Source organism: Mesorhizobium sp. WSM4820 (assembly GCF_055811075.1).
This window is the reverse complement of the sequence record NZ_JBVVQN010000009.1, coordinates 232,358-252,443: the sequence shown is the minus strand read 5'-3', so window position 1 is coordinate 252,443 and position 20,086 is coordinate 232,358. Positions and strand designations below refer to the sequence as shown.

Genomic DNA, 20,086 nt, shown 5'->3' with positions numbered 1-20,086 from the left:
CGATCCACCTTCTCCCACAAGGGGAGAAGGGAAGATCGGTCGGCTCCTCACCCCCTGGCTGCCTCCTCGATCTTGGCGATGTCGATCTTGGACATTTGCATCATCGCCTGCATGACGCGGCCGGCCTTTTCGGTGTCGGGGTCCTGCAGCAGCCTCGGCAATTGCTCCGGCACGACCTGCCAGGAGACGCCGAATTTGTCCTTCAGCCAGCTGCACTGGCTGGGCTCGCCACCGCCCTCGATGAGCCTGTCCCAGAAATAGTCGACCTCCTCCTGCGTCTTGCAGTCGATGGACAGCGAGACTGCCTCGGTGAACTTGAATTGCGGCCCGCCGTTGAGCGCCTGGAACTGCACGCCGTCGAGCTCGAAATAGGTCACCAGCACCTTGCCCTCATTATCGCCGCTGCCCTTGGGCCAGCGCATCACACTCAGCACCTTCGAGTTCTTGAAGATGGAGATGTAATGGTTCATGGCCTCCTCGGCCTGGTCGTCGAACCACAGGCAGGGGGTGATCTTTTGCATTTTCTTGCTCCTCGGGCTGTTTTGGCTTGTTTTCACGCGTCCAACGGCCGGCTGGCGATTGATGCCGGTCGCCGCCGTCTGCCCAAGGACGCTCAAACAAAACACGATCCGACAGCACCTCTGACTTTTTTACTGCCTGGACCGGCTTGCCGTCTTTGGCTCAAGATCCCGGCGCATCGCAAAACCGTGGCCAGACCAGACGGTGGCGTGTATAACGCCGCTCAATTCCGGTTTTCCGCGCCTGTTCGGACGCCACGCAGACAGCAAGGACAGTTTAATGCCCGCCTACCGTTCCCGCACCACCACCCATGGCCGTAACATGGCCGGCGCCCGCGGCCTGTGGCGCGCCACCGGCATGAAGGATTCCGATTTCGGCAAGCCCATCATCGCTGTCGTCAATTCCTTCACCCAGTTCGTTCCGGGCCACGTCCATCTCAAGGATCTCGGCCAGCTGGTCGCCCGCGAGATCGAGAAGGCCGGCGGCGTTGCGAAAGAGTTCAACACCATCGCTGTCGACGACGGCATCGCCATGGGTCATGACGGCATGCTCTATTCGCTGCCTTCGCGCGAGCTGATCGCCGACTCGGTCGAATACATGGTCAACGCCCACTGCGCCGACGCCATGGTCTGCATCTCGAATTGCGACAAGATCACGCCGGGCATGCTGATGGCGTCGCTGCGTCTCAATATCCCGACCGTCTTCGTCTCCGGCGGCCCGATGGAAGCCGGCAAGGTGGTGCTTGCCGGCAAGACGCAGGCGCTCGATCTGGTGGACGCCATGGTCGCGGCTGCCGACGACAAGATCTCCGACGAGGACGTCAAGACCATCGAGCGCTCTGCCTGCCCGACCTGCGGCTCCTGCTCGGGCATGTTCACCGCCAATTCGATGAATTGCCTGACCGAGGCGCTCGGCCTTTCGCTGCCCGGCAACGGTTCGACGCTGGCGACGCACGTCGACCGCAGGCGGCTGTTCGTCGAGGCCGGCCACCTGATCGTCGATCTCGCCCAGCGCTACTACGAGCAGGACGACGACACCGCGCTGCCGCGCAGCATCGCTTCGAAGGGTGCCTTCGAGAACGCCATGACGCTCGACATCGCCATGGGCGGCTCGACCAACACCGTGCTGCACATCCTGGCTGCCGCGCATGAGGGCGAGATCGATTTCGGTCAGGACGACATTGACGCGCTGTCACGCAAGGTGCCGGTGCTATGCAAGGTTGCCCCCGCCAAGGCGGATGTGCACATGGAAGACGTCCACCGCGCCGGCGGCATCATGGCGATCCTCGGCCAGCTCGATAGCGCCGGACTGATCAACCGCGACCTGCCGACCGTGCACACCGCAAGCCTCGGCGAAGCGCTCGACCATTGGGATATCTCGCGCACGTCAAGCCAAAATGTCCGCGACTTCTTTCTGGCGGCCCCTGGCGGCGTGCCGACGCAGGTCGCCTTCAGCCAGGATCGCCGCTGGGACGAACTCGATCTCGATCGGGAGAAGGGTGTCATCCGCTCAGCCCAATATCCTTTTTCCAAGGATGGTGGCCTTGCCGTGCTGAAAGGCAACCTGGCGCTCGACGGCTGTATCGTGAAGACCGCGGGCGTCGATGAATCGATCCTGAAATTCACCGGCCCGGCCAGGGTGTTCGAAAGCCAGGACGCCAGCGTCAAGGCGATCCTGTCCAACGAGATCAAGGCCGGCGATGTCGTCGTCATCCGCTACGAAGGGCCGCGCGGCGGCCCCGGCATGCAGGAAATGCTCTATCCGACCAGCTATTTGAAGTCGAAGGGCCTCGGCAAGGCCTGCGCGCTGGTCACCGATGGCCGCTTCTCCGGCGGCACCTCCGGCCTGTCGATAGGCCATGCTTCTCCCGAGGCGGCGGAAGGCGGGCTGATCGGGCTGGTGCATGAGGGCGATACGATCGAGATCGATATCCCGAACCGCACCATCCGGCTTGCCGTCGACGATGCCGAACTGGCCGCCCGCCGCGCCGCGATGGAGGCCAAGGGAGCCGCCGCCTGGAAGCCCGAGGAAAAGCGCAAGCGCAAGGTGACGATGGCCTTGCGCGCCTACGCCTCGATGGCGACCAGTGCTGCAAAGGGTGCGGTAAGGTATGTGCCGGAATAGGTTCGCTTCTTCAAAGGGATGACGGTAGATGGATTTCGACCTTATCGTCCGCGGCGGCACGCTGCCCGACGGCAGGATCGCCGATATCGGCATCATCGGCGAGACGATCGCGGCCATCGAGCCGGAGCTGAACGCTGGCGCGGGCACGGCGATTGATGCCCATGGCAATCTGATCTCGCCGCCCTTCGTCGATCCGCATTTTCACATGGACGCCACGCTCTCGCTAGGCATCCCGCGCATCAACGTGTCGGGCACGCTGCTCGAAGGCATCTCGCTGTGGGGCGAACTGAAGCCGCTGTTGACGCACGAAGCGGTGCGCGACCGCGCGCTCGCCTATTGCGACTGGGCGGTGTCCATGGGCCTGCTCGCCATCCGCAGCCATGTCGATGTCTGCGATACCAGGCTGCTGGCGGTCGAAGCCCTGCTCGATGTGAAGAAGACCGTCGCGCCCTATATCGACCTGCAACTGGTCGCCTTCCCGCAGGATGGGTTTTATCGCTCGCCGACGGCGCGCGATAACACCATCCGCGCGCTCGACATGGGTGTCGACATCGTCGGCGGTATTCCGCATTTCGAGCGCACCGTGGCCGACGGCACGCGTTCGGTGACGGAACTGTGCGAAATCGCGGCAGAACGCGGCCTCATGGTCGACCTGCATTGCGACGAGACCGATGATCCGCTGTCGCGCCATATCGAACAACTGGCCTATGAGACGCAACGCCTCGGCCTGCAGGGCAGGGTCGCCGGCTCGCATCTTACGTCGATGCACTCGATGGACAATTACTATGTCTCGAAGCTGTTGCCGCTGATATCAGAGGCAGGCGTCTCGGCGATCCCCAATCCGCTGATCAACATCATGCTGCAGGGCCGCCACGACACATTCCCCAAACGCCGCGGCCTGACGCGGGTCAAGGAAATGCTTGCCCACGGTATCCGCGTCGGCTGGGGTCAGGATTGCGTGCTCGACCCCTGGTATTCGCTGGGCACCGCCGACATGCTCGACGTCGCCTTCATGGGCCTTCACGTCGCCCAGATGTCGAGCCCGGCCGACATGGCGCGCTGCTTCGACATGGTCACCAACGTCAACGCCGCCATCATGGGCCTCGACCATTTCGGCCTGTCGGTCGGCAAGCGCGCCAGCCTCGTCGTCCTCGATGCCGGCGATCCGGTCGAGGCCTTGCGCCTGCGTCCCGAGCGACTCTGTGTCATCGCCAGGGGCAAGGTGGTGGCCGAGCGGGCCAGGCAGGAAACACGGCTCTCGATCGCCGGACGGCCGGCAACAGTGAACCGCAGGCATCGCCGGTCTCAAAACTCCATCGATCAGATTGATAGGTCCTGACCGCAAGTCTACAATCAACCTCCAGTTTTATGCCGAGGAGGATGTCATGTGGCACAAGGCGGCGATGGTGGTCGTGTTGGCGGCGACCTGTGCAGGCTGCATGACGGCCGAAGACCGTCGTGCCGCTGACGAGGCGAAATGCCGTTCCTACGGTTTCGTCAGGAAGAATGATGCCTTCGCCGAATGTCTGCAGCGCATCGATCTGGCGCGCCGCGCCGAACTCAGAAGTGCGTCGGTCTTCGATCCCTGGGATCGGCCGGTGATCTATCGTCCGGTTATCATTCGGCCACGGCCAAAGTAGGCCGTTGCGATCGTCCGTACAGGCCCAGCCGTTTTCCGGTCCCTGGTCTGGCCGGCTTCCCGATTTCCGCTCGTCAAAGCGGCTGCTTGCGTCTACGACGCTGCTCACCGGGCTTTCATGCAGGAGGAAGCGACATCGGCATGGCAGAGCCAACAGCCCAGAATTCGACGATCAGGAACGTGCTTTTGGCTGGCATTCTGCTGATGCTGGCCGGCGATTTCCTGTTTGCGTTGAACGATGCGATGGGTAAATGGCTGGTCGCCAGCTTTTCCGTCGGTCAGGTCGTGCTGATCCGTTCCATCGGCGCCTTTTTCGTGCTCGGTCCGATGATCGCGCGTCAAGGCGCGGCCAGGCTGTTCCGCATGGAGCGCCTGGAACTGCAGGTCGTGCGCGTCGTCATGACGACGCTTGACACGGCGCTGTTCTACGCCGCCGTCGTCTATCTGCCGCTCGCCGACGTCATGAGCTTCTACATGGCAGGGCCGATCTACGTGGCGGCGCTGTCCCACCTGTTGCTTGGTGAAAAGGTCGGCTGGCGCCGCTGGATGGCGATTCTGGTCGGGTTCTGCGGTGTGCTGATCATGCTCGAACCTTCCTCGGCCGCGTTTTCGCTGTCGTCGACCTTCGCGCTGGCCGGAAGCATTTCATTCGCCTTCGCCATCATTCTCAACCGGCGGTTGCGCGGCACCAGCGACACCTCGCTCGTTACCTGGCAAACCATCGGCACGTTGGTGGTCGGCGGGTTTCTCACCATCGGCAACTGGCAGACGCCGTCCTCGCTCGATTTCGGCGCCATGCTGCTTCTTGGCATCGTCTCCTGCGGCGCGCATCTTATGATCACCAGGGCGCTGAAGCTGGCGCCGGCGTCGACGCTGGCGCCGCTGCATTACAGCCTGCTGCTATGGGCCGTCATCTTCGGGCTGGCCTTCTTCGGCGACATGCCCGGCCCGCGCATCCTGATCGGCTCGGGCATCATCGTGCTGGCCGGCCTGTTCATCTTCCATCGCCAGAAAGTGGTCGACACGGTGCCGCCCGAAAACGTGCCGAAAGGTGTCAACTAGGGTCCAGATTTCTGGTGCCTCAAGGTTCAGAGTTTTGGCACTTAACCGGCGCGCACCGCCGCCAGATGCGTTGAGAAGTCGGCCGTCTCCATCAGCGCCCTGCAGCGTGAAAAGCGACCGTCGGCATAGGCGCGGAAATCGTCGGCCGGATTGCTGTTGGCAAGCTGGATCAGTCCCCACAGCGTCCACAAGAGATCGCACATCGCCTTGTAGATGACGATGCGGCCGCGCGCCGCCGGCGTCGGCTCGCCACCGAAATAGGCGCCCATCATCTCGTCCTCCTGCGCCGTATCAAACTGGCCTTCGACGCTGAGGTCGCCGAGATCCCAAAGCGGGTCGTTCATGCCGGAATATTCCCAGTCGACGATCCACATCCTGTCGCCCGTATCGAGAAAATTTTCGCACAGCGGATCGCAGTGGCAGGCGACGAGAGGCAGGGGATGCGCGGCAAGCGCCGAGCGCACCGTTTCCGCCTCGATAACGACGTCGTGGTAACCGGCAGGCAGGGCGACGTCCTTGGTCGACAGCACCTTCAGGTAGTCGTCGATCATCGCAAACAGCTCGAAGCGGAAGGGAAACACCGCGCCGGATGTATGTAATCTGCGGAAGGCTTTGCCGGCACGCGCCGGACTGCCCGGCCGGGTCTTGAATTTATCCGGCGACATCGTCTCGGCGCCCGCGATGAAGCGCGTCACCATCACGCCTGTCTCGCCGTCGACATGCAGCAGCTCGGGGCTGACGCCGGCCATCGCTGCCTCCCGCGCCGCCACCGCCTCGTTGGCGCGGTTGATATACTCCTGCGTGCCCTTGCCGGGAATCCGCAGGCAGGCATCTCCAGCCCTGAAGACGAGGTTGGTGAGGCCACCCAGCCGCTCCAGCGGTCCCTCGTAGCCGGCCAGCGCCGGAATGGCTGCAAGCGCCGCGCGTGCTTCCTCGTCCACCATCGCTTCTGCCCTCTTTTCGCGTCTATTTGTGGTGACGACGGTTCCACAAATTTCGCCGTTTGGCTATCATCGCTTGCATGCGGTTCACTCCAGCGCCGTGCGTTCCCCGTAGGACGCGCTAAGAACGCTGCGGCGCTGTGATTTGCGGACGAGACTGTAATGGCGGACAGGAAAAACAAAGGCGCGCTCGCCGCGGCCTATGCAGCGAAGCGGCCAGAGGAGGTGGCGGCGCTCTACGACCGCTGGTCCGACACCTACGACGCCGACATGTCGGCGGCCGGTTATCGCCATCCGACCATCTGCCTTGCCCTGCTTGCCCGCCACCTGCCGCGCGGCGCGGCACCGCTCCTCGATGCCGGTGCCGGCACCGGGCTCATCGGCGAGTGGCTGAAGATCGCGGGCTATCCGCAGGTCGAGGCGCTCGACATTTCCGAAGGCATGCTGGCCCAGGCAGCGCGCAAGGGCGTCTATTCGGCGCTTCACTGCTTTGCGCTCGGCGGCCCGCTGCCCTTCGCGGATGATGCCTATGCCGGCATCATATCGGCCGGCGTCTTCACCTCGGGCCATGTCGGCGCTGAGGGGCTGGACGAACTGATCCGCATCTGCCGGCCGGGCGGGATAATCGTGCTGACGGTCAAGAACACCCTGTGGGACGCCGGCTTTTCCGCAGGGATAGCCGACCTCGAGGCGAAGGGCGTCGTCACGCGCGCCGAGGAGACATCGCCCTATGTCTCCATGCCGGGCGAGGCCGACACCGTGCCCAGCCGCGGTCTCGTTCTGCGCGTGAACTGACCATCCCCGCTCCTATGCATGTCGCGTAAAAGTGAGCAGCGGTTTTGCGATAACGACATGCATAGAAACAAGAACTTAAAGCGCCTCGCATGAATCCGTTCAGACGCGACGCGCTTTAGGCTCTGATCCTTCCTCCGGCCGGGTCGTAAAGCGGCTCGAGATGGATTTTTGCCGGCGTCCGCTGCATAGCCACCACCAGCTCGTAGTCGCCGCAGGTGAGGAAATCGTCGCTGACGCCGTCGGCGTTGCGCACATAGCCGTAGCCGATGTTCTTTCCGACCGTGTAGCCATAGCCGCCGCTGGTCAGGTAGCCGACCGGCTCGCTGTTGCGCAGGATCGTTTCGCGCCCGAGCAGCACGATCTCGCAATCGTCGACGGTGAAGCCGGCAAAGCGTTTTTTCAGAACCGCGCCGCCGATCTCTTCCAGCGCCCGCCGCCCGAGAAAATCTGTGTTCTTGCGAAGCTTCACCGCCCAGCCAAGGCCGGCCTCCTGCGGCGTGTCGTTGGGCGTGATGTCGGAGCCCCAGGCGCGGTAGCCTTTTTCCAGCCGCAGCGATTCCAGCGCCCTGTAGCCGACCGGGCGGATGCTGTGCTCCTCGCCCGCCGCCATCAGCGCGTCGAAGATTTCGCCCGTCGCCGCGATCGGCACATGAAGCTCCCAGCCGAGCTCGCCGACATAGGTGACGCGCAGCGCCCTAACTGTGGTGCCGGCGATGGAGATTTCCCGCACGTGTCCGAACGGGAAAGCGGTGTTCGACACGTCCGCATCGGTCACCGCAGCCAGCACGTCGCGGGCCCGCGGCCCCATCAGCGACAGCGTGCCGAAATCCTCGGTGACATCGGTGAGCGTCACGTCGAGCTCGTTGCCGACATGGTCGCCGATCCACGAGAAGTCATGCGTCCTAAAGCCGGTGCCGGTGACGACGTAGAATCGGTCTTCGCCGAGCCGCGCCACGGTCAGGTCGGCCTCGATGCCGCCGCGCGTGTTGAGAAGCTGCGTGTAGGTCAGCCGGCCGACCGGCTTGGCGACGTCGTTGGCGCAGATCCAGTCGAGCGCCTTCAGCGCATCCGCACCGGTCATTTCGTATTTGGCGAAGGACGATTGGTCGAAGATGCCGACGTGTTCGCGCACGTGCCGGTGCTCGTCGCCGACTGGCGAAAACCAGTTCTGCCGGCCCATCGAATAGATGTCCTTCGGCTCGACGCCTTCGGGCGCAAACCAGTTCGGCCGCTCCCAACCGAGCTTGGAGCCGAACACGGCGCGGTGCTTTTGCAGCCGTTCATAGAGTGGCGACACGATCCGTGGCCGGCCCGTGGCATACTCTTCATGCGGGAAGCCGATCGTATAGTGCTTGCCATAGGCTTCCAGCGTGCGGTCGCGGACCCATTGCCGGTCGCGGTGCAGGTCGGAAAAGCGCCTGATATCGACCACCCACAGGTCGAGTGGCGCCTCGCCGTCGACGACCCACTGCGCCAGCACCCAGCCGGCGCCGCCGCCTGCCGCGATGCCGAAGGCGTTGAAGCCGGCGCCGACGAACATGTTGGCGCATTCGGGTGCCACGCCAAGAATGAAATTGCCGTCCGGCGTGAAGCTCTCCGGCCCGTTGATCATCTGCTTGACGCCGACGGTTTCGAGCGCCGGAACCCGCGTGATCGCCTGGTTCATATGCTGCTCGAAATGATCGTAATCGTCGTCGAACAGCCGGAACTGCCAGTCGTCAGGGACATCGCCGCCAGGAAGATCGGTCGTCCAGGCTTGCGGGTTCGGCTCATAGCCGCCCATCACCAGCCCGCCGACCTCCTCCTTGAAATAAATGCGGCGGTCGGGGTCGCGGATCGTCGGCGCATCGGTCGCCACCCCGTCTATTCTTTCGGTGACGATGTACTGGTGCTTCACCGGCTGCAGCGGCACGTTGATGCCGGCTAGCGCTCCCACCTGCCGCGCCCATTGCCCGGCACAGTTCACCACCTTGTCGCAGGCGATATCGCCCCTGTTGGTCTTTACCGTTGTGATGCGGCCATCCTGCATGTCGAAGCCGGTGACGCGGACATCCTCGAACAGCCTGGCGCCATGCATGCGCGCGCCTTTGGCCAGCGACTGCGTGATGTCGGAAGGGTTTGCCTGGCCGTCGGTCGGCAGCCAGTTGGCGCCGACGAGATCGCCGGTTGCCAGCAGCGGCCACATCGCCTTAACCTCGGCCGGTGACAGCAACTGCATGTCCATGCCGAAGCTCTTCGCCGTCGTCGCCAGCCTCTTGTACTCGATCCAGCGGTCGGCATTGGTGGCGAGCCTGAGGCATCCGGTCATCTTCCAGCCGGTGGCCAGCCCGGTTTCGGCTTCCAGCCCCTTGTAGAGATCGACCGAATATTTGAGCACGCGGGTGATCGAGGCCGAAGACCGCAATTGACCGACCAGCCCCGCGGCATGCCATGTCGAGCCCGAAGTCAGTTTGCCCTGTTCCAGGAGCACGACATCGGCCTTGTGGTCACGCGCCAGATGATAAGCCGTCGAACAGCCGATTATGCCGCCGCCGATGACGACGATCTCGGCGTGGGCGGGCAAGGTCATGATATCTGTCCGTACTTTGTTCTGTAGTTTTCCAGCGCGGCATCGAGCCGCGTCAGGTTTTCGTCGGTATAGGCAACGTAGTCGATGCCGGGCGCGTCGAGATAAAGTTCGGAAACCATGCTCCACATCGCCTCGCGCAGCAGCGATGCGCATTGCATGGCCGCATGCGAGCGGCGGATCGCCTCGTCCGGCTCCTTCATGAAATAGGCGGTCAGGAAGGCGAAGGACTCCTCGTCGTTCATGGTGGCGTTCGAGGCGACGCCGGCGAGGTCGAACATCGCCGTGTTGAAGCCGGCATATTCGAAATCGATCAGCCACAGCCTGTGGCCGTCATCGAGAATATTAGCCGGCAGAAGGTCATTATGACCGAAGACGATCGGCAGCAATTTCTGCGCCTGTTCGAGCTCGTCTGCAAGCGTCAGCAGCCGCGGCAACTCGCTTCGCATGCGGCTGTCGGCTTCCTCCAGCGTGCGCGCATAGTCGCGGATGACATGGAATACCCAGAACATGAAGCCGGCGCCGGAGACATGATTGGGCATCTCGCGATGGAAGCCGCGCATCAGGGCGGCGACGCGGTCGATATTGGCGCGGACGTCCTCGGCGACAAAAGTCTTGGCGCCGAGAAATTCCGTTACCAGGATGCCGGGCTCGGAATGGCGGACCGCAGGCGCGAAGCCGGCGGCGTGCGCCGCGCGCGCGGTCATCACCTCGCGCTCGCGAAAGACATGATGGAATGGAAAGTCCTGGCCAAAGCGCACGACATGCCGGCCGGCGGCGTCCTTGACCAGATAGTTGGCGTTGCTCAGGCCGCCTGGCAGCGGCGCGATCTCGATGCTGCCGGTCCAGCAGGGCAGGGCGCGGATGCGGTCCTCGGCGGTCACGGGTGAATCCCTCGTTGCGCGGGGTTCAAGGCGTCGCGGGCGACGCAAAGAGGGCGGCCGGCAGGAGGGAGCAATGCGAAGTCCTCGTCGGTGCGGGATCCCGGGATCGGTATCCCGCACCGCACCGACGAGCCCCAGTGCCGGGTTCTTTGACTCCGGCATCCGCCCCCGCGGATTCAAAAAAGTCCTTTTCCCTTACGTCAGACGATTTCCCGGACGTTCGGGCAGGCGAATTTTGGTGCGGCTCTGCCATCGTTCTCCCGTGGCAGTTCCGAAGCCTGTCACAAGCCAGTGTCGCGCCATGTGATCCGGCTTGTCAACGACAACTTGTGGCTTTTTGCCCGAAATCACAAGGATTTCTTGTAAACTGTGGCCGATTTGCCTTAGAAGCGGTCAGTAGCGCAACAAATCGATTGGGTGAGACCGATGCCCTCGAAGCGGCATGGCGAGATCCTGCGTCTCCTCCATGAGGAAGGCACCGTCACCATCGCCAGCCTGGCCGACCGGCTGGGCGTCTCGCTGGAGACCGTGCGCCGCGACGTCAAGCCGCTGACCAGTGACGGTTCGATCCTGAAGATGCATGGCGCCGTCGGCCTGCCGTCGATGGCCGGCGAGGCGCCGTTCGAGCGGCGTATGCGCGAGAATGCCGATGCCAAGCGCGCCATCGCCCGCATGGTTGCCGCCACCATCCGCGACGGCGAAGCGATCATGCTCGACACCGGCACCACGACCTCTTTCCTGGCCCGCGAACTGCTCGGTCACCGGCGGTTGACGGTGGTCACCAACTCCTCCGACATCGCCCGCACGCTGGCCACCGTCAACGGCAACAAGGTCTACATGGCCGGCGGGGAACTGCGCAGCGATTCGGGCGCTGCCTTCGGCGTCTCGGCCATTGCATTCGTCAGCCGCTTTTCCGTCAGCCACGCTGTGATCTCCACCGGCGCGGTCGATGCCGTCACCGGCGTGATGGACTATGATCTGGACGAGGCGGAATTCGCCCGCATGGTGCTGTCGCGCGGCCAGCGCTCGCTTGTCATCACCGACCACACCAAGTTCGGCCGCCAGGGCCTGGTTCAAGTCTGCGGCCTCGACGGTTTTTCCGAGCTCGTCACCGATCGGCCGCCGCCGCACGCCATCGCCGCAGCCCTTGCCCAGGCTGGCGCACGGCTCAGTATTGCCGGCAGCGAAAGCGGGACCTGACCTGGCCAGAGCAGTAATGCGGTGAGCCTGGGATCGGCGGCTTTTCTTCCTTGCCGTCCCGGTGTTTAGTCCGGCCATGGCCTTCACCATCCGCCAATTGCAGTTCTTCATCGCCGTCGCCGAGCAAGGCACCGTGTCTGGCGCCGCCCAAAACCTGTCCATCTCGCAATCGTCGGTCACCGAGGCGATCAAGGAGCTCGAAGGCGATCTCGGCGTCGAACTGTTCGAGCGCCATCCGCGCGGCCTAAACATCACCCACAAGGGCCACCAGTTCCTGCGCCACGCGACAAAGATCCTTGCCGATGTTTCCGATGCGCGCCGCGCCTTCTCCGGCGAGCAAGCGGCGGCTGGCGGCCGGCTGCAACTCGGCGTCACCTCGCTGGTCGCCGGCTATGTCCTGTCCGACCTTCTCGCCCGCTATCGTCGCGCCTATCCGGGCGTCGAGATCTCGGCCATCGAGGACAATGGCGACTACCTCGAACATCTGCTGGTCGGCGGCAAGCTCGACATCGCCGTCATGGTCACATCGAACCTGCGCGACCGCACCGCCCTGCAATCGGAAATTCTCGAAGTCTCGCCCTACCGGCTATGGCTGCCGCTTGGCCATCCGCTGTCCAGCGCCGACATCATCGGCATCAGCGATATCGCGTCGGAGCCGCTGATCATGCTGACCGTCGACGAGATCGAAGAGAATACCGGAAAATTGCTGGCGGCGATCGCCGCCAAGCCGCATGTCGCCTTCCGCACCCGCTCGGTCGAAGCGGTGCGCAGCCTCGTCGCCACCGGCGCCGGCGTGGCGCTGCTGCCCGACCTCGTCTACCGGCCATGGTCGCTTGAAGGCGACCGCATCGAATCGCGCGATATTTCGGGCTCGTTGCCCGTTGTCCAAGTCGGCACGGTCTGGCGGCGCGGCTCCGGCCTGCCACAGGCCGCGCGCGACTTCATCGGGCTTGCCCAGTCGCAGCGCATGGTTCGTCAGCGGCCGGACAAGAACGGCCGCTGATCTATCGGAAAAACCGATATCGCCTTTCTGACAAATGAATTTGCGAAACCGGAAATTTCACAGCACCTTCATGATCAGGGAGCAAAGCCGCCGTTAGAGCGACGTGCGTCCAATTGGACGCACAAAGTACGCTCTAACACTTTTAGTTTTCGCATCGTGCTTCCGAAAATCAATCCGATTTTCGGGCCGATGCGAGAGTGCGGCCCCTCAAATGGGAGATCGACGATGAATTCATTCCTGAAGTCATGCACTGCATTGACGGTCGCGCTGGCCTTCTCCGGCCAGGCGATCGCCCAGGTTAAGGAACTTGGCAAGGGCGAAGGCCAGGTCAACATTGTTGCCTGGCCCGGCTACATCGAACGCGGCGAAACCGACAAGAACTATGATTGGGTCACGTCTTTCGAGAAGAACACAGGCTGCAAGGTCAATATCAAGACCGCCAACACCTCCGACGAGATGGTCGCGCTGATGAATGAGGGCGGATTCGACCTTGTTACTGCCTCGGGCGACGCGTCGTTGCGCCTTGTCGCCGGCAAGCGGGTCCAGCCGATCAACACCGATCTCATCCCGAGCTGGAACACGGTCGACGACCGGCTGAAGGATGCGCCGTGGTTCACGGTCGGCGGCGTCCCCTACGGCGCCCCCTACCAGTGGGGGCCGAACGTGCTGATGTACAATACCGAGGTGTTCAAGGAAGCGCCGAAGAGCTGGAACGTCGTCTTCGAGGAGATGACCTTGCCCGACGGCAAGCCGAACAAGGGCCGCGTCCAGGCCTATGACGGGCCGATCCACATCGCCGATGCGGCCAACTATCTGATGTTCCACAAGCCGGAGCTCGGCATCAAGGATCCCTACGAGCTGACCGAAGACCAGTACAAGGCCGCCCTCGATCTGCTGCGCGTCCAGCGCACGCTGGTCGGACGCTACTGGCATGACGCCGCCATCCAGGTCGACGACTTCCAGAACGAAGGCGTCGTTGCCTCCGGTTCATGGCCCTATCAGGTCAACACGCTGGTTGCTGCCAAGAAGCCGGTCGCTTCGACCATACCCCAGGAAGGCGTCACCGGCTGGGCCGACACGACCATGCTGGCAGCCGACGCAGCCCACCCGAACTGCGCCTATATGTGGATGGAGCACTCGCTGTCACCGAAAGTGCAGGGCGACGTCTCCGCCTGGTTCGGTTCGCTGCCGGTGGTGCCGGCTGCCTGCAAGGGCAACGAATTGCTCGGCGACGAAGGCTGCAAGACCAACGGCTACGACAATTTCGAAAAGATCAAGTTCTGGAAGACGCCGGTGTCGAAATGCGCCACCCAGGACCAGTGCGTGCCTTACTATCGCTGGGTGTCGGACTATATCGGCGTCATCGGCGGACGGTGAGTTCGTTTCGCATTGCTCGCCAGTGGCGCTGCCCCTCACCCTTACCCCCTCCCCGTGAACAACGGGGAGAGGGATCGCGAGCGTTGCGGCTAGCCCCTTCTCCACGTCCCTACGGGGAGAAGGTGCCGGCAGGCGGATGAGGGTCAGCGCTGTCGCCTGAATTGACGAGCCTGGCAGATCAGGACAGCTCCATGACATCAGCCGTTTCCTTCCAAAAAGTCTCGCGCCATTTCGGCAGCGTGCGCGCCGTCGACATGGTCGATCTCGACATCGTGCCGGGCGAGTTCTTCGCCATGCTTGGACCTTCGGGTTCCGGCAAGACGACCTGCCTGCGCTTGATCGCCGGCTTTGAGCAGCCGACATCGGGCTCGATCTCCATCTTTGGCGAACGCGCCGAAGGCGTTCCGCCCTATCGCCGCAACGTCAACACCGTCTTCCAGGACTACGCGCTGTTTCCGCATCTGAACGTGCTCGACAACGTCGCCTACGGGCTGATGGTCAAGGGTGTCGGCAAGCTGGAGAGGCAGAAGGCCGCCGAGGAAGCATTGTCGCTGGTCCGGCTTCCCGGCTACGGCGCCCGCCGCCCGAGCCAGCTTTCCGGCGGACAGCGCCAGCGCGTCGCGCTCGCCCGCGCGCTGGTCAACCAGCCGAAGGTGCTTCTGCTCGACGAGCCGCTTGGCGCGCTCGACCTCAAGCTGCGCGAAAACATGCAGGAGGAGCTGAAGTCGCTGCAGAAGGCGCTCGGCATCACCTTCGTCTTCGTCACCCACGACCAGGGCGAGGCGCTGTCGATGGCCGACCGCGTCGCCGTCTTCAACGACGGCAAGATCATGCAGATCGGCACGCCGGAGGACATCTACCAGCGGCCGAAGACGCGCTTCGTCGCCGATTTCGTCGGCTCGTCCAATGTGCTGCCGCCGGATTTCGTCCAGCGCTATTCCGGCCAGCATCGCTGGGGCAGCCTGCGCCCTGAATCCATTCGCATCGGCCGGGCGGCGAAGGGCGACGGCGTTGCCGCCCGTCTTGTCTCGACCAATTATCTCGGCGCCACGACCAGACTGGCGCTCGACGCCGACGGGTTGAGATTGCATGCCATTGTGCCGGCCGGTGCGAAATTGCCCAGGGAAGGCGAGGCGGTCGTGCTCACCTTCAACCGCGAGCATTTGCATCTGATGGACGAGCCGGGATGATGGCGCTGTCGGCAACTGTCGCTAATAGCCGCGGCAAGGCGCTTCACGGCAGGACAGAGGGGGGCGCGAAGGATCGCGGCCGGTCGAAGAAACCATGACTCTGACCGCGACCCAGGCAAAACCTGCCCCAGCCGTCCTGCCTCGCGCCGGCGGCGTGCGCGGCGCGCTGTCCGACCTGCTCTGGCGCAAGCCGAAGCTGCTGCTGCTGTTGATGCTGCTGCCGCCGGTGCTGTGGCTTGGCATCGTCTATGTCGGCTCGCTGTTCGCGCTGCTCTTGCAGAGTTTTTTCTCGATCGACGAATTCTCCGGCCTCATCAACCGGCAGTTCACGCTGAAGACCTATGGCGACCTGCTGCAGGCCGCCAATCTCGACATCATCCTGCGCACGGTGACGATGGCGGCCCTGGTCACGTTCGTCTCGGCGATCATCGCCTTTCCCATCGCCTTTTACGCGGCGCGCTATGCGCGCGGCCGCTGGAAGGCGCTGTTCTATCTCGGCATCATGCTGCCGCTGTGGTCGAGCTATCTGGTCAAGATCTACGCCTGGAAGCTCATTCTCGCCAAGGAAGGCATCCTCACCTGGCTGCTCGCCAAGCTGCATCTGCTATGGCTGCTCGACGGCTGGCTGTCGCTGCCGGTCGTCGGCGGCAACTCGCTGTCGGTGTCGTCCACCGGCACCTTCATCGTCTTCGTCTACGTCTGGCTGCCGTTCATGATCCTGCCGGTGCAGGCGGCGCTCGAGCGCGTGCCGGGCAATCTGGTCGAGGCCTCGTCCGATCTCGGCGCCTCGCCCGGCCAGACCTTCCGCAACGTGCTGTTCCCGCTGGCGCTGCCGGGCATCGTCGCCGGCTCGATCTTCACCTTCTCGCTGACGCTGGGCGACTACATCATCCCGCAGATCATCGGCACCTCGCGGCTGTTCATCGGCCAGGCCGTCTATTCGCAGCAGGGCACCGCCGGCAACATCCCGCTCGCAGCCGCCTTCACCGTGGTGCCGATCGTCATCATGGGCTTCTACCTCTGGGGCGCCAAGCGCATGGGGGCCTTCGATGCGCTCTGATGGTTCACCAACCGCCCCTCTCGGCCTGAAGGTCGCCGCCGCCTGCGGCCTGCTGTTCCTGCATCTGCCGATCCTCCTGATCTTCGTCTATGCCTTCACGACCGAGGAAAAGAGCTTCGCCTGGCCGCCGCCGGGGCTGACCATGCAATGGTTCGCCGTCACCTGGAACCGCCCGGACGTGTGGGAAGCGCTGTCGCTGTCGGTCCGTGTCGCCGCTATCTCGACACTCCTCGCCCTGGTGCTTGGCACGCTCTGCGCGGCCGCCGTTTCGCGAACACGGTTCTTTGGCCGCGAAACCATCTCGCTGCTGGTCATCCTGCCGATCGCGCTGCCCGGCATCATCACCGGCATCGCGCTGCGTTCGGCCTTTTCGCTGGCCGAGATTCCGTTCTCGTTCTGGACGATCGTGCTCGGCCACGCCACCTTCTGTGTCGTCGTCGTCTACAACAACGCCGTCGCCCGCTTTCGCCGCACCTCCGGCTCGATGATCGAGGCGTCGATGGACCTCGGCGCCGACGGCTTCCAGACGTTTCGGCATGTCGTGCTGCCCAACATCGCCACCGCGCTGCTTGCCGGCGGCATGCTTGGCTTTGCGCTGTCGTTCGACGAGGTCATCGTCACCACCTTCACCGCCGGCCAGCAGCAGACGCTGCCGATCTGGATGCTGGAGGAATTGATCCGTCCGCGCCAGCGCCCGGTCACCAATGTCGTGGCCATGGTCGTCGTGCTGGTGACGCTGCTGCCCATCCTCGTCGCCTATTACCTGACCCGCGACGGCGACCAGATCGCCGGTTCGGTCAAATGACGTCAAGAATCCATAAGGGAGAGACTGCCATGGACACAAAGATGCTGATCGGCTCGAAATTCGAGAAGGGCACCGAGACCGAGGAGCCGATCCTCAATCCGAAGACCGGGGCGACTATCCTCAACCTGCCTGAAGCCAGCCAGGCGCAGATCGAGGCGGCGGTGCTGGCGGCCGAAAAAGCCTTCGTCACCTGGTCGCGCACCACGCCCGCGCAGCGCTCAGGTTATCTCCTGAAGATCGCCGATCGCATCGAGGCCGCGGCACAAGATTTCGCCGCCCTCGAGGCGCTCAATTGCGGCAAGCCGATCAATGCCGTGCTCAACGACGAAATCCCGGCGATCGTCGACTGCTACCGCTTCTTTGCCGGCGCTGTCCGCTCGATGCCCGGCCAGGTCGCCGGTGAATACATTCCCGGCCACACTTCGATGGTCCGCCGCGACGCCATCGGCGTCGTCGCCTCGATCGCGCCGTGGAACTACCCACTGATGATGATGGCCTGGAAGCTGGCGCCGGCGATTGCCGGCGGCAACACGGTCGTCTTCAAGCCGTCCGAGCAGACGCCGCTGACAGCGCTGAAGCTGGTAAAAATCCTTGCCGAGATACTGCCCGAGGGCGTCGTCAACGTCGTGCTCGGCAGAGGCGACAGCGTCGGCAACACGCTGATCAACCACCCGAAAATCAATATGATCTCGATCACCGGCGATGTCGCCACCGGCAAGAAGGTGCTGCAGGCCGCCGCCAAATCGGTCAAGCGCACGCATCTCGAACTAGGCGGCAAGGCTCCGGTCATCGTCTTCGACGACGCCGATCTCGGCGCGGTGGTCAACGGCCTGCGCGCCTTCGGCTATTACAATGCCGGCCAGGACTGCACCGCCGCCTGCCGCATCTATGCCGGCAAGAAGATCTACGACAAGCTCGTCGCCGACCTTTCCTCCGCCGTCTCGACCATCAAATACAACCGCCCCGACGACACCGAAAACGAGATCGGACCGTTGATCTCACGCCGCCAGCGCGACCGCGTCTCGAGCTTCGTCGAGCGCGCCTCGGAGCTTAAGCACATCGAGATCACCACCGGCGGCAAGCCGGGCGAGGGCACCGGCTTCTTCTATCAGCCGACCGTCGTCGCCGGCGCGCTGCAGGAGGACGAGATCGTGCGCCGCGAAGTGTTCGGGCCGGTTGTCTCCGTCACCCGCTTTGCCGAGGTCGACGAGGCGGTGAGCTGGGCCAATGACAGCGATTATGGCCTTGCGTCCTCGGTGTGGACCAAGGATATCTCGCGCGCCATGGCGACGGCCGCCCGGCTGCAATATGGCTGCACCTGGATCAACACCCACTTCATGCTGACCAACGAGATGCCGCATGGCGGGCTGAAGCAGTCCGGATACGGCAAGGACATGTCGCTCTATGCCCTGGAGGATTATACCGCTGTCCGCCATGTGATGGTTGCGCACGGGTAGCGCCTTTTCCTTCTCCCCGTTGACGGGGAGAAGGTGGCCCGAAGGGCCGGATGAGGGGCAGCGCCGGGCCTACTTCTGCGAAGCGGGGATATTCGACTCACCGGCCCCAGGGCCTTTGCCGCCGGAAGCGACGCCCCCGGCATCGGCGCCTAAGCCCGCTGCTTCAGGTGCGGCCGGCCGCTTGATCCTTGCCGAGGAGGCCACGACGAGCTCGTTGAAGCCTTCGCCACCATTGTCCAGCATTTCGAACAATTGCCGCCGCATCCTCGGCTCCCAGAACTTGTTGATGTGCTCGGCGACGCCGGCAATGCCTTCCTCGCGCGGCTTGGAGTGAAAAAAGGCGGCAATCTGGTTGGCCATGCGGACCAGCTTTTCGCTGGTGCTCATGATGTGGCCTTCGTCATGCGACATGCTTGGCAACTCCGGAAGCCACCCGCTCGGGGTGGGTGAAAATATCGAAATCATCGCCGCGCACCAAAGCCACCAGCGTCATGCCGGCGTCCCCGGCGGTGCGGATGGCAAGTGCCGTCGGCGCCGAAACGGCAATGATGAACGCAGCGCCGATCGCCGTCGTCTTCTGCACCATCTCGACCGAAACGCGCGATGTCACCACGACGGCACCCAAGGAGCCATCGATGCCGGCTTTGGCGAGCGCCCCGGCCAGCTTGTCGAGCGCATTGTGACGGCCGACATCCTCGCGCGCCATGACGATGCCCTTGCCTGGGATATAAAAGCCGGCGGCATGGACCGCACCGGTCTCGGCATGCAGCGGCTGTGCTTTCGACAAAAGCCTGACGGAACGGACGATGTCGTCGCTGTCAAGTGTAAGTCTTGACGAACCGACCGCCTCGACCGAGCGCATCGCCTCCTCGATCGACTCGATGCCGCATAGCCCGCAGCCGACCGGGCCGGCCAGCCGTCGGCGCCGCGCCTCGAAGCGCGTATTGGCCTGGTCCTTCAGCCTGATCTGGATGTCGATGCCGGCGCCGTGATCCTCGACCTCGATCGCCTCGATTTCCCGGCCGTCGGCGATGATGCCTTCGGTCAGCGAGAAGCCGAGCGCGAAATCCTCGAAATCGGCCGGACTTGCCATCATCACCGCGTGAGTGGTGCCGGCGAAGGAGAACGCCACCGGCGTCTCTTCCGGCACCATCCGGTTGGCGGCCGCACTGCTGCCGGCGCGGTGGGCGAGGCGGGAAATTTGGGTGATACCGCAACGTTTAGGCATCACGCGGCACCCCCTTTGGCCTGCCGGCCATTTTACTTAGGAAGCGTCGAAGACTTCTTGCTTCAATTGGCAGTTGCTCTCCCAGGCCATCCCCCACTCCGTCGCTGCTTCGCAGCGCCACCTCTCCCCCCTCCGGAGGGAGAGGAAGGGAGCCTGGAGTTCGCGCGCTTTCCTCTCCCCCGTCGATCGGGGGAGAGGTGTCGAGCGAAGCTCGACGGAGTGGGGGTCGACCAACC

General features: G+C 63.7%; 18 protein-coding genes. 12 read left to right on the top strand and 6 right to left on the bottom strand.

Features of this window, described 5'->3' with window-relative positions; translation table 11 throughout:
- Positions 1-47 precede the first annotated feature (47 nt).
- Positions 48-521, bottom strand: coding sequence for a VOC family protein (locus tag AC0L2R_RS17060; protein WP_292406851.1), 474 nt, complete (start codon positions 519-521; stop codon positions 48-50).
- Positions 522-798: 277 nt separating this feature from the next.
- On the opposite strand from AC0L2R_RS17060, the gene ilvD reads away from it, so the two are divergent.
- The 4 genes from ilvD to AC0L2R_RS17040 all read left to right on the top strand — a co-directional run bounded on the left by ilvD (position 799) and on the right by AC0L2R_RS17040 (position 5,344).
- Complete coding sequence (gene ilvD, locus AC0L2R_RS17055) at positions 799-2,643, top strand: dihydroxy-acid dehydratase (RefSeq protein ID WP_473510338.1); 1,845 nt, start codon at positions 799-801, stop codon at positions 2,641-2,643.
- Between the two features lie 28 nt (positions 2,644-2,671).
- On the top strand, positions 2,672-3,982 hold the full coding sequence (locus tag AC0L2R_RS17050; protein WP_473510336.1) for an amidohydrolase family protein: 1,311 nt from the start codon (positions 2,672-2,674) through the stop codon (positions 3,980-3,982).
- A 46-nt stretch (positions 3,983-4,028) separates the two neighbouring features.
- Positions 4,029-4,283: a hypothetical protein gene (locus tag AC0L2R_RS17045; RefSeq protein ID WP_023802862.1), complete on the top strand. Its 255-nt coding sequence runs from the start codon at positions 4,029-4,031 to the stop codon at positions 4,281-4,283.
- Positions 4,284-4,423: 140 nt separating this feature from the next.
- A complete protein-coding gene (locus AC0L2R_RS17040; RefSeq protein WP_473510335.1) occupies positions 4,424-5,344 on the top strand; it encodes a DMT family transporter in 921 nt (306 codons plus the stop codon).
- A 41-nt stretch (positions 5,345-5,385) separates the two neighbouring features.
- Here the strand turns inward: AC0L2R_RS17040 and AC0L2R_RS17035 are convergent, their stop codons facing one another.
- Positions 5,386-6,288 carry a phosphotransferase gene (locus AC0L2R_RS17035; RefSeq protein ID WP_473510333.1) on the bottom strand — a complete coding sequence of 301 codons (903 nt, stop codon included), beginning with the start codon at positions 6,286-6,288 and terminating at the stop codon, positions 5,386-5,388.
- A 159-nt stretch (positions 6,289-6,447) separates the two neighbouring features.
- On the opposite strand from AC0L2R_RS17035, the gene AC0L2R_RS17030 reads away from it, so the two are divergent.
- Positions 6,448-7,080 (top strand): class I SAM-dependent DNA methyltransferase, encoded by a 633-nt coding sequence (locus AC0L2R_RS17030; RefSeq protein ID WP_473510332.1) that lies wholly within the window; start codon positions 6,448-6,450, stop codon positions 7,078-7,080.
- Between the two features lie 115 nt (positions 7,081-7,195).
- Here the strand turns inward: AC0L2R_RS17030 and AC0L2R_RS17025 are convergent, their stop codons facing one another.
- On the bottom strand, positions 7,196-9,649 hold the full coding sequence (locus AC0L2R_RS17025; RefSeq protein WP_473510330.1) for a GcvT family protein: 2,454 nt from the start codon (positions 9,647-9,649) through the stop codon (positions 7,196-7,198).
- Positions 9,646-10,530, bottom strand: a complete 885-nt coding sequence (locus AC0L2R_RS17020) for a phosphotransferase (protein WP_473510328.1) — start codon at positions 10,528-10,530, stop codon at positions 9,646-9,648. Before AC0L2R_RS17020 ends, AC0L2R_RS17025 begins: the two co-directional genes overlap by 4 nt.
- A gap of 426 nt (positions 10,531-10,956) precedes the next feature.
- Between AC0L2R_RS17020 and AC0L2R_RS17015 the strand changes: the two genes are divergently transcribed.
- The 7 genes from AC0L2R_RS17015 (at position 10,957) to AC0L2R_RS16985 (ending at position 18,622) form a co-directional block, all read left to right on the top strand.
- The gene (locus tag AC0L2R_RS17015) at positions 10,957-11,730 is read left to right on the top strand and encodes a DeoR/GlpR family DNA-binding transcription regulator (RefSeq protein ID WP_027151613.1); all 774 of its coding nucleotides are present in this window, start codon (positions 10,957-10,959) and stop codon (positions 11,728-11,730) included.
- Between the two features lie 76 nt (positions 11,731-11,806).
- Positions 11,807-12,733 carry a LysR family transcriptional regulator gene (locus tag AC0L2R_RS17010; RefSeq protein WP_023802869.1) on the top strand — a complete coding sequence of 309 codons (927 nt, stop codon included), beginning with the start codon at positions 11,807-11,809 and terminating at the stop codon, positions 12,731-12,733.
- Positions 12,734-12,958: 225 nt separating this feature from the next.
- Positions 12,959-14,110: an ABC transporter substrate-binding protein gene (locus tag AC0L2R_RS17005; protein WP_473510326.1), complete on the top strand. Its 1,152-nt coding sequence runs from the start codon at positions 12,959-12,961 to the stop codon at positions 14,108-14,110.
- Positions 14,111-14,301: 191 nt separating this feature from the next.
- Positions 14,302-15,300 (top strand): ABC transporter ATP-binding protein, encoded by a 999-nt coding sequence (locus tag AC0L2R_RS17000; protein WP_091592894.1) that lies wholly within the window; start codon positions 14,302-14,304, stop codon positions 15,298-15,300.
- Positions 15,301-15,394: 94 nt separating this feature from the next.
- Entirely contained in the window at positions 15,395-16,360 is a 966-nt protein-coding gene (locus AC0L2R_RS16995) for an ABC transporter permease (RefSeq protein WP_473510324.1), read from the top strand.
- Complete coding sequence (locus AC0L2R_RS16990) at positions 16,350-17,165, top strand: ABC transporter permease (protein WP_473510322.1); 816 nt, start codon at positions 16,350-16,352, stop codon at positions 17,163-17,165. Before AC0L2R_RS16995 ends, AC0L2R_RS16990 begins: the two co-directional genes overlap by 11 nt.
- Positions 17,166-17,194: 29 nt before the next feature.
- Entirely contained in the window at positions 17,195-18,622 is a 1,428-nt protein-coding gene (locus tag AC0L2R_RS16985) for a gamma-aminobutyraldehyde dehydrogenase (RefSeq protein WP_473510320.1), read from the top strand.
- Positions 18,623-18,691: 69 nt separating this feature from the next.
- Here the strand turns inward: AC0L2R_RS16985 and AC0L2R_RS16980 are convergent, their stop codons facing one another.
- Both AC0L2R_RS16980 and fdhD read right to left on the bottom strand, forming a co-directional pair.
- Positions 18,692-19,033, bottom strand: a complete 342-nt coding sequence (locus tag AC0L2R_RS16980; protein WP_473510319.1) for a formate dehydrogenase subunit delta — start codon at positions 19,031-19,033, stop codon at positions 18,692-18,694.
- On the bottom strand, positions 19,023-19,850 hold the full coding sequence (gene fdhD / locus AC0L2R_RS16975) for a formate dehydrogenase accessory sulfurtransferase FdhD (RefSeq protein ID WP_473510372.1): 828 nt from the start codon (positions 19,848-19,850) through the stop codon (positions 19,023-19,025). The genes AC0L2R_RS16980 and fdhD overlap by 11 nt, the downstream gene beginning before the upstream one ends.
- Positions 19,851-20,086 lie beyond the last annotated feature (236 nt).

Excerpts from the sequence above, each read along its gene's own strand:
- AC0L2R_RS17060 (WP_292406851.1), bottom strand. The coding sequence starts at position 521 with ATGCAAAAGATCACCCCCTGCCTGTGGTTCGACGACCAGGCCGAGGAG.
- ilvD (WP_473510338.1), top strand. The coding sequence starts at position 799 with ATGCCCGCCTACCGTTCCCGCACCACCACCCATGGCCGTAACATGGCC.
- AC0L2R_RS17050 (WP_473510336.1), top strand. The coding sequence starts at position 2,672 with ATGGATTTCGACCTTATCGTCCGCGGCGGCACGCTGCCCGACGGCAGG.
- AC0L2R_RS17045 (WP_023802862.1), top strand. The coding sequence starts at position 4,029 with ATGTGGCACAAGGCGGCGATGGTGGTCGTGTTGGCGGCGACCTGTGCA.
- AC0L2R_RS17040 (WP_473510335.1), top strand. The coding sequence starts at position 4,424 with ATGGCAGAGCCAACAGCCCAGAATTCGACGATCAGGAACGTGCTTTTG.
- AC0L2R_RS17035 (WP_473510333.1), bottom strand. The coding sequence starts at position 6,288 with ATGGTGGACGAGGAAGCACGCGCGGCGCTTGCAGCCATTCCGGCGCTG.
- AC0L2R_RS17030 (WP_473510332.1), top strand. The coding sequence starts at position 6,448 with ATGGCGGACAGGAAAAACAAAGGCGCGCTCGCCGCGGCCTATGCAGCG.
- AC0L2R_RS17025 (WP_473510330.1), bottom strand. The coding sequence starts at position 9,649 with ATGACCTTGCCCGCCCACGCCGAGATCGTCGTCATCGGCGGCGGCATA.
- AC0L2R_RS17015 (WP_027151613.1), top strand. The coding sequence starts at position 10,957 with ATGCCCTCGAAGCGGCATGGCGAGATCCTGCGTCTCCTCCATGAGGAA.
- AC0L2R_RS17010 (WP_023802869.1), top strand. The coding sequence starts at position 11,807 with ATGGCCTTCACCATCCGCCAATTGCAGTTCTTCATCGCCGTCGCCGAG.
- AC0L2R_RS17005 (WP_473510326.1), top strand. The coding sequence starts at position 12,959 with ATGAATTCATTCCTGAAGTCATGCACTGCATTGACGGTCGCGCTGGCC.
- AC0L2R_RS17000 (WP_091592894.1), top strand. The coding sequence starts at position 14,302 with ATGACATCAGCCGTTTCCTTCCAAAAAGTCTCGCGCCATTTCGGCAGC.
- AC0L2R_RS16995 (WP_473510324.1), top strand. The coding sequence starts at position 15,395 with ATGACTCTGACCGCGACCCAGGCAAAACCTGCCCCAGCCGTCCTGCCT.
- AC0L2R_RS16990 (WP_473510322.1), top strand. The coding sequence starts at position 16,350 with ATGCGCTCTGATGGTTCACCAACCGCCCCTCTCGGCCTGAAGGTCGCC.
- AC0L2R_RS16985 (WP_473510320.1), top strand. The coding sequence starts at position 17,195 with ATGGACACAAAGATGCTGATCGGCTCGAAATTCGAGAAGGGCACCGAG.
- AC0L2R_RS16980 (WP_473510319.1), bottom strand. The coding sequence starts at position 19,033 with ATGTCGCATGACGAAGGCCACATCATGAGCACCAGCGAAAAGCTGGTC.
- fdhD (WP_473510372.1), bottom strand. The coding sequence starts at position 19,850 with ATGCCTAAACGTTGCGGTATCACCCAAATTTCCCGCCTCGCCCACCGC.